At 45.8% G+C, this 8,443-nt stretch carries 6 protein-coding genes; 3 read left to right on the forward strand and 3 right to left on the reverse strand.

Going from position 1 to position 8,443, the window contains the following annotated elements; genetic code table 11:
* The first annotated feature begins 3 nt into the window (after positions 1-3).
* On the forward strand, positions 4-2,481 hold the full coding sequence (locus L4D76_RS25690; RefSeq protein ID WP_428443706.1) for an EAL domain-containing protein: 2,478 nt from the start codon (positions 4-6) through the stop codon (positions 2,479-2,481).
* 48 nt (positions 2,482-2,529) lie between these two features.
* On the opposite strand, the gene dhaM is transcribed toward L4D76_RS25690, so the two are convergent.
* The 3 genes from dhaM to dhaK are packed head-to-tail and all read right to left on the reverse strand — an operon-like array spanning position 2,530 to position 5,123.
* Positions 2,530-3,384, reverse strand: coding sequence for a dihydroxyacetone kinase phosphoryl donor subunit DhaM (gene dhaM, locus L4D76_RS25695; RefSeq protein WP_428443707.1), 855 nt, complete (start codon positions 3,382-3,384; stop codon positions 2,530-2,532).
* Positions 3,385-3,403: 19 nt separating this feature from the next.
* The gene (dhaL, locus tag L4D76_RS25700; RefSeq protein ID WP_428443708.1) at positions 3,404-4,030 is read right to left on the reverse strand and encodes a dihydroxyacetone kinase subunit DhaL; all 627 of its coding nucleotides are present in this window, start codon (positions 4,028-4,030) and stop codon (positions 3,404-3,406) included.
* 25 nt (positions 4,031-4,055) lie between these two features.
* Positions 4,056-5,123 (reverse strand): dihydroxyacetone kinase subunit DhaK, encoded by a 1,068-nt coding sequence (gene dhaK, locus L4D76_RS25705; protein ID WP_428443709.1) that lies wholly within the window; start codon positions 5,121-5,123, stop codon positions 4,056-4,058.
* Between the two features lie 231 nt (positions 5,124-5,354).
* Here dhaK and L4D76_RS25710 point away from each other — a divergent pair, with 231 nt between their 5' ends.
* Both L4D76_RS25710 and L4D76_RS25715 read left to right on the forward strand, forming a co-directional pair.
* Positions 5,355-8,129: a M16 family metallopeptidase gene (locus L4D76_RS25710; RefSeq protein ID WP_428443710.1), complete on the forward strand. Its 2,775-nt coding sequence runs from the start codon at positions 5,355-5,357 to the stop codon at positions 8,127-8,129.
* Positions 8,130-8,234: 105 nt separating this feature from the next.
* The coding region (locus L4D76_RS25715) for a transposase domain-containing protein (RefSeq protein WP_428443711.1) at positions 8,235-8,443 on the forward strand (209 nt) is incomplete at its 3' end.

Raw genomic sequence — 8,443 nt, forward strand, 5'->3', positions numbered from 1 at the left:
GCTATGAAACTAAAAACCAAGCTGCCAATCCTTATTATACTGCTGTTTTGTATACCGCAAGTACTGCTAGGTGCCATTGCATTTGTTGAACTCAGAAATGCAGCAGAGCAGAGCAGTGTGACGCAGGTAACCAAATTTCTTGAGCAAATGGTTGCTCAAACCGACAGGCTTGTGCAAACAGCACAAGCCAATGCCGAGCTGATCACGGGAGACCCGCTATTCAGAAACTACATATTGACCGAGGATGAAGATGAACGCTATACGCTGATGCAGCGTCCTTTGTTAAGAAAGCTGAAGAGTATTATGCAAGTATTTCCCCAATACTATGAAATGCGGGTGATATTGCCTGATGGCTATGAAGATCTCCGGTTAACTTCCCCCTTTATTCCGAACCAGACAGAAACCGAGCTGGCTGGTGTGCTGTTTTCAGCAATGGAGCAAGATGAAAATGATCTTCACACTCAATTTATGACCAATCCTGACAATGGTGAATTCAGCCTGTATGTCTCTAAACGTTTAGATATTATCAATAAGGCGACAGATTCTTTTACCGCCCGTCCTAAAGTGCGAGGTTATCTGGTAATAACGGTAAACTTGGGCATGTTAAATGATGCCCTTACCGGTTTCTCCTGGAGTGGTGGCCATTTCCTGATCTCTAATCAATCGGGGGAAGTCGTATTGCCCAATTCAGCAAAAACGGTGAAAAGTATAACCTCACTTGATTTAGCATTGAAACCAAAGCCAGAAGAGGAAACAACATTTTATGTTCATGAAATAGAGGGCAAAGACTACTACCACACCAGCGTTAACCTGCAACAACAATTATGGCTCCATGCGTTGGTGCCGGATAATGTATTGTTGCAACCCAGCCGTAGTATCAGCATGCTCGTGGCCATCATTACCCTGCTTTCTGTTGCAATTTTTATCCCGCTGATGGTTTTACTCAGCCATTTTCAAATTGTGCGTCCGCTGAAATACCTGCATAAGGCATTTTTACGTTTAAGTAACGACAATGAATTGGTTCAGGTTAAAACACAGGGCGATGACGAGCTGAATGAGTTAGGCCAGGAATTCAATCGGATGAGCCTCAAACTCTTTAAATCGAATGAGAAAATCCGCGAATTAGCCTTTAATGACTCCCTGACGGGCTTACCCAATCGTTTTATGTTTACTAAGCACCTCAACAGAACGTTAGAAAGTGCAATCAGTGATAATAGTCAACTTGCCGTCATGTTTATCGACTTAGATAACTTTAAGCATATTAATGACAGCCTTGGCCATCACGCTGGCGATCAGCTTCTTCAGGAAATTGCGCTTCGCCTTCATCAAAATCTGCGCAAGAAAGATTGCATCAGTTATTTCAGTGACAGAGATATGGTTGCCAGGCTCGGTGGCGATGAGTTTACGGTTCTTCTTACTGGTGACTCCTCTGTAGCTTGTGTTGAACAAGTCGCCAAACGGATTCTTGAGGTTATTTCTTTGCCAATCAATCTCTGCGATAAGAACTATTATGTTAGCGGTAGTATCGGTATCGCGTGTTATCCCGAGAACGGTATGACGACCCAAGAGCTGATAAAAAATGCGGATATCGCTATGTACCATGCAAAGAAAACGGGCAAAGGAAGTTATCAGAATTTTACTGATATTCTTAGCCAGCAGAATTATGAGCTTTCAATCATCGGGCAAAAAATGTATGAAGCGATAGAAAATGAGGTATTTGAACTCTATTTCCAACCTATCCTCGATGGCAAAACCCATCATATTACTTCGCTGGAAGCACTTATTCGTTGGAATGATCCAGAATTAGGTTTCATCCCGCCCGATCAGTTTATTCCGTTAGCCGAAAGAAATGGCTTGATCTCGGCCATTGGTGACTGGGTTATTCGAGAAGCATGCCGTCAACTCAAACTTTGGCAGGATATGGGAATAACCGATATACAGCTGGCTATTAACGTATCTGCGATACAGCTGAATAACCTTAACTTTGCTGAAGAGTTAAGTAACTACATTATTAATAGTGGAATAATTCCAGGTTCACTTTATATCGAGCTGACAGAAACGGCCATTATCAATGGCGAACAGGAAGTTTTAGCAACGTTGGATAGGTTGCATGATAAGAATATTAAAATTGCGCTCGACGATTTTGGTACAGGTTATTCTTCTCTTAGCTACCTGAGAAACCTGCCTATCGAGATTCTAAAGATAGATCGAAGTTTCATCTGTGATATCAAGGACAAGAATAATAATGTGATCCTATCTGCCGTTATCACCATGGCTCATGCTCTGGGGATTAAGGTCGTGGCAGAAGGCGTTGAAGAGCCTGATCATCTTGCCTTTTTGCTCAAGGAGGGGTGCGATATGCTACAAGGTTATATGTTCAGCCGACCCAAGCCTGCAGGCGAAATCACCACATTGCTTCTTAATGATCAGACGGGCGAGGCCAATAGAGAAGTCAGCATGAAAGTGCCTGAATATTTTTGAATTGCCCCGATCAACTGCCATCACGGCCAGTAATACAGCCGGTTCAGTTTACTGAGTACTGTCTTCTCCGGGAAAGTCTTCTCCAAAATGCCTTTGGGCCAGCGTCCGGAAAGCATTGATGGCCTGCACCGCTTCTTTTCCTTGGGTAATGCAGATCACTGTGTCGTGATGTTTAATTCCAAGCAGGGCGATCTTATTGACGCTTTTGGCATTGATCTGCTGATCGCCTTTGCGAAGCCATACGTCGGCATCAAATTGACTGACTGCGGTTACAATGGCAGCGGCCGAACGGAGGTGAATGCCGTGTGGATTTTTGATCTGCCATGAAAATTGCAATAGCTCGCCAGACTGCGGGATCACCGCTTTGCTACTATCAGTAGAAAGAGAAGCAGTAGAAAGAGAAGCAGCAGAAAGAGAGGCAGAAGAGAGAGGCGCAGCTGCGAGAGATGCAACCGATGATATTTCTGTGGGGTGTGGAATGGTTTGATTCAGTTGTTGGTATTTGGCTGCGAGCGCACCGTGGGCTTCATTGATCACTTGGTCGATCGTCATGCCCGCCGCGGCGGCAACACTGGCGGCAATAGAGCCTTCAATCAGTGGCGCGGCACAAACGTATACATTTTTTGCCTGTTTACTGTCGAGTAATTCCAGTGCCATATCGGCACTGAGAATAGCACTGCCCATATCAACCAGCACCAATACCCCGTCATCTGAATAGACCTGCTTAATGGCCGACATGACAGCAACGGCATCGGTACCGATGCCGCTGTTATTGTCGTTGTCTGGATCGTCGATACCAGCGGCAATTGCCAGTTTGATCCGCCCCCGGGTCATTTGAGCGGCAAGCTCTACAACGCCTTCAGCTAAACGTCGGCTATGAGAAACAATGACAATATTAACCATGTGAAAACCTTTTCAGAACTTAGTTTAAGACGTTGTCACACAGGGCTGTAAATAAGAAGTATGACGAGGTTGCGCCGGGATCTTGGTGGCCGATAGATCGTTCACCCAGATAGCTTGCCCGCCCTTTACGTGCTTGCATCTCGATGGTTGCTTTCATGCCTTTTTCGGCAGCTTGTGCCGCTTGTTCCAGCGCGACGCCCAGTTCATTACCAGGTTGCTGCTGTAGGCTGTTGATCACCGCGAGCCAGGTATCAACCATGGTTTTATCGCCCGCTTCGGCTCTACCACGTTGCTGCACGCCTTTGACACCGTCATCGAGTATTGTCACTAGCTCCTCTAATGTCAGTTCTTCTTTTCCCATAACGCTGGATGCTGCGCGAATGAAAAAGGTGCCATACAATGGTCCGCTGGCACCGCCGATGCTTGACAGTAGTGTCATTCCGGTGGTTTTTAACACAGTGCCAATATCTTTGTCGGCCATAGCAGGGAGCTTTTCCATCACTTTTCGAAAACCACGATTCATGTTTAAACCATGGTCAGCATCGCCAATTTCGCGGTCTAATTCGGTGAGATAATTTTCCTGCTGGGCAAAAAGATCAGCGGCGGTTTCCAGCCATTTCACAATGTGCTGCTTAGTCACTCTCATGCCGGCTCTCCTTCATCCGTGCTAGCTAACAGCCCCAACGTAGTGCTGGTGTATTAACGGGCTGATCCCACAGTGACAGCATCTCATCATCGACTTTCAGAAGGGTGATCGAGACACCTTGCATATCAAGTGATGTGCAGTAAGCGCCGACCAGGCTACGAGCGATGGTAATACCTTGTTGCTCAAGTAATTCAGCGACTTTACGGAAGACACAATAGAGTTCAGAGAGAGGGGTGCCGCCCAGGCTATTTACCAGGACAATCACTTTATCGCCTCTATCCAGGCTTTCCGTGGTCCAGATCTCTTCTTGCCATTCGCCGGCTTCGTTATCCCAGTGGCGAACGGTGCGCTGGTAGGGGGTGTTATCAAATATTTCTGCCATCATATCGGTGGTAATGGTGTCGCTGTCGGTGAAAGGCGCACGTCTGATCCCGGGCTCGCCATGAATACCGATACCAAATTCAATTTCGTTGTCTGCCAAATCAAAGCCCGGTTTACCTACTGCCGGCACGGTACAGGCAGACAGGGCAATACCCATTGAGCGGCCACGGTTAGCGATGCGTTTGGCAAGTTTGGTGCATTGCTCCAGGGTGTATCCTTCTTCTGTAGCGGCTCCCAACATTTTTTCTGCCAGTACGGTGGCGGCGACACCGCGACGCCCGGCGGTGTATAAACTGTCTTTTACGGCGACATCGTCATCAATTAATGCGGCTTGCACTTTTATGCCGTCACCATGAAGCAGTTCGACTGAGGTTTCAAAGTTAAGCACATCGCCGGTATAGTTTTTAACTAAAAACAGAACCCCTTTTCCTGAATTAACCTGCTTGCCGCATTCGTACATTTGATCCGGGGTTGGTGAAGTAAACATTTCGCCAGGACATGCCCCGTCTAACATGCCATAACCGACATAGCCGCCGTGCATTGGCTCGTGACCACTGCCGCCGCCTGAAATCAATGCGACTTTAGGCTTGCCGAGTGTTTTGCGACGGATATAAAAAGGTTCAAGATTTACCTGTAGCTCCGGGTGCGCCTTAGAGATCCCTTCCAGTTGCTCTTTCACGACGTTATCAACATGATTAATCATTTTTTTCATCATAGTGTCCTTATTTTAGCCGGGGCAGCATCGCAACATCTTTAAGTGTAAGACGTTTTACGTTATTTAAGGGATAGTGTAATGCAATGGTATTGCACACTATTTCTTTGAAAAATGTGAATCCGTTCTTTGCTTTTACATTATGGCTGTTCATTTGTCTTATTGATGTTTTTAACATCTTTTTAGGGAGGGCTAAAATGCTGACTAATTTATATAAATAGGACTAAAAACATGAGGCAAGGCATTGTATCGAGAATAGTCATATTGTTTTCTCTGGCTATTGTCTTGATTGGTTGTAGCCAAACCAATCTTGCTGAGAAGAAACCAATAGTGCCTGATCCGGATTGGCAGCAAGGTGTGCTGGCCAATGGAATGAAATATCATTTTTACCCTAAAGCCGGAGAGCCGGTAGAAATTCGTTTTTTGATCCATGCTGGTAGCCTGCAAGAAACAGAGCTGCAGCAGGGGTATGCTCATTTCCTCGAACACATGGCATTTAACGGCAGTCAGCATTTTAGTGAAAATGACGTTGTCGCCTTGTTTGAAAAGGTCGGTGTTGATTTTGGTAACGACTTAAATGCTTTTACTTATTATGACCATACAGTTTATAAGATAGCTCTGCCGGATCAAACCGAACTGCAGCCGGCCCTGACCTGGTTCAGAGATATTGCCGATGGCCTGTTACTAAAACCCGAAGCGATTGAAGCCGAAAAAGGGGTGGTGTTAGGTGAGATCCGCCTGGCGAGACCGAATGAGAGGCCGCTGTATCTGCAGACATTTTTTGCCTTGCTGGCCAACAGTGAACACCGTAAGCATGACGTGCTGGGAACCAAAGCCTCGATTGAAAACGTTGATCCTGCAGAGTTAGTGGCCTTTTATGCAAACTGGTATCAACCTGCGAATGCTGAACTGGTCATTTCTGGTGATTTTGAGGCGATACAAGCCGAGCGACTTGTCAGTGAGATGTTTACAAGTTGGCAGCAAAAACCTGACGCACAACCTGTTGCGTCAATTAAAGTTAATCCTATCGATGAGAGCCCGATAGCCCTGATCGCACCGCAAGGCCAGATTGCAACCATGAGTATCGTGTTTGATCTGGGGACGAGGGCATTTAACCATCATGCCGATCAGCAGAAGATCATGAATGATAATTTGCTGAATATCCTGATTGAGCAGCGATTACGAGAACGAGTTCTAGCCACCAATACCCCGATTCATCAGGTAGTGGTTGTGCCGTTTGATCTGCTAGATCGCAAGCAGGCAGTTATTGATATTACATTTAACGCATCAGACCAGGTACAAAGTCAGGCTTTCTTAGCAAAAGAGCTGGCAAGTCTGCGTGACCACGGGGTGGGGGCTGTCGAGCTAAGTACGGCATTAGCCCTGTTTAATAGTGATTTAGAAAATATTGATGGTGACTGGCGGCAGGCAACGTCAGGTGAAATTGCGGATGTGAAAGCATATGCATTGATTGATCAAGTGCCGGTTCAGGCAAAAGAAGATTACCAAACCAACCTGACAGCCTTCATTCACTCCAGCGAGTTACAGCAGACTAATAAGGCGTTAAAAAGCAGGCTGAAAAAAACGGCTCAGAAACAATTTTTTAGCGTCGAAAAACAGGATCAAGCGTTTGAACTGGCGAAAAATAGCCAGGCTTACAATGCGCTTTTCGACGCTGAAGGTGCGCCGTTACTGATCGCTAAAACGATGACGGATTTTCCGGTTCCGTCAACGTTGGGGACCATTGCAAGTACTGAGCAGATAAGTTCAGATACCACCAAGTGGCAATTAGATAATGGGGTGGAAGTGTGGCTGAAGCAGATGCCTGCCGCCGAAAAGCAAGTGTATATGTACTATTCATCGCCCGGCGGTTTTGCGGTCGTTGATCCTTGGTTGTATCCAGCGGTTGATTTGACGGTTAATACGTTTCTTCGTAGTGGGTTAGGGGAGTTCAATGCTGCGCAATTAGAGCAGTATATGATCCGTAATGAAACGATGCTCGAGCCGTTTATCAATGAAAATCAACACGGTTTTTATCTTCAGACTAGCTACGATAACGTTCCGCTGGCTTTCGCTGCATTACGAGAAGCGGCCAGTCATGCAAAGGTGAATGAAGTTCAGTTTAAGCAAGTGCAGCAACAATTTGCTACTGAACGTGATACTTGGTTGGCATCGTCTGGCGGTAGATTTAATGCAGAGATCAATAGTCATCTCTATACGCCTGATAGCCTGCGTTATCTTCATGACGGTAATACTTATCAAGGTGTGACTGCAGAGCAGGTTCAGCAAGTTTATCACCAACTGTTTGGTGAGAATCGAGGTTTCAAACTGGTGGTTGTCGGTAACATCAAACCTGAAGAATTAGTGCCGTTACTGACACGCTATGTTGCTAATATCCCGATGACTAATCCAGGTGATTACCGTAATGATGTTGAATTTGATAAGCAGCCTGAGGATATTTTGCTGCCAATATCCAATGAATCCGGCATGTTTTTCGGAGTGAGCTTTCTTGCTGAAGGTAACGCGAAAACAGTCGATGATGTATTTGCAGAAGATATGATGCTGAGGGTGTTTTCTCAGCGAGCAACAACGTTATTACGTGAGAAATATGGCTTAGGTTATTCGCCTACTGCCATTACTATCATGCCTGACGGAAGTCAGATCTCTCATTTATTGCTGGAGATTAATGCCGATGCCGAGAAACTGGATCAGGTGCGCAGTGCGATGACCGAACTTATCAGTGGATTACGTTCAGGCATCACTGAGGAAGAGCGAGATTCTGCCGCGAAACAGCTGGCAAGTGATTTGAAGCCAATCGCGACCAATGCACAAGAGATGTCCTGGTTTATGACGCGCTATCTGGTACATGGTTATGGCCTGGATGCGGTTAATGATCCGGACAAGCAGATCGAGCAGATCAGCAGGGATGATATTAACCATTTAATAGATCGATTCATGGGCAGTAAAACAACCCAGCTTGAGCATGTTTTAATGCCAAAATCTTAACCTTGATTTTGATAACAGTCAGAGAAAGCCAGCAATTGCTTAATGCCGATCAGTTAAGGATCAGTTGAACGATCCTATGAGGCTGACATAATCCGGAATCAGTTAATGATTCCGGATTTTTTTATGCAACTTTCAGATGCTCTTGCCTCCGTTTCCCTTAACAGCCGTACTGACTTTCAAAGTCTTGCTGATGTTCTCGATCCTGCTCTTATCGAACAAGGCTTGAATCAAGCTGGAGTTGCGACTATTCGTAGACGAAAACTACCGATGGAGTCCATGGTTTGGGCAGTAATCGGCATGGCTCTTTTCCGTAA

The sequence above is a fragment of the Photobacterium sagamiensis genome, from assembly GCF_050337085.1.
Lineage (GTDB): Bacteria > Pseudomonadota > Gammaproteobacteria > Enterobacterales > Vibrionaceae > Photobacterium > Photobacterium sagamiensis.